The following is a 451-nucleotide window of genomic DNA, read 5'->3' as shown; positions in this document are numbered from 1 at the left end:
AAAGCTTATTCGCAGCTCCCCACGGCTTTTCGCAGCGTATCACGTCCTTCATCGCCTGTGCATGCCAAGGCATCCACCAAATGCCCTTACGACACTTAATCGTTCTCATTGCCAATGCTCATCATCTTTGCTGGGTTTGGAATTCCTATCCTTTTCGCTTGCGCTCAAGGGGTTCCAAACCGGTCATACGGACAAACCTGAGTTTGCCGTACCAGCTATTCAGCGGTTACCTTTTACAACCACCGTTTTCTAATGATGCCATCGACGTGTTCGATCGGATCACTTTATTGGAACTACGCCGAGCAGTTCGCTTGTGTCCGATCTTTAAGACCAGCTTCTCGAGATTAAATCCGGTACCGCGCGGTCAGGCAACGGTAATCAGATCAGCCATCAGACAGCACCAAAAGGCACCGAACAATGGTCAATCCTGACGACAAGCTTCCTTCCTACC

1 rRNA gene is annotated in these 451 nt (G+C 49.9%); it reads right to left on the bottom strand.

Annotation, left to right across the window (positions count from 1 at the left end):
* A 23S ribosomal RNA gene (locus JNB88_RS33170) occupies positions 1 to 101 on the bottom strand; the annotation flags it as partial.
* Between the last annotated feature and the right edge of the window lie 350 nt (positions 102 to 451).

The sequence above is a fragment of the Rhizobium cauense genome (assembly GCF_019511525.1).
In the GTDB taxonomy this organism is placed as follows: Bacteria; Pseudomonadota; Alphaproteobacteria; order Rhizobiales; family Rhizobiaceae; genus Rhizobium; species Rhizobium cauense.
Note: the sequence above shows the minus strand (reverse complement) of the source record. Positions and strands in the feature narration are given on the sequence as shown.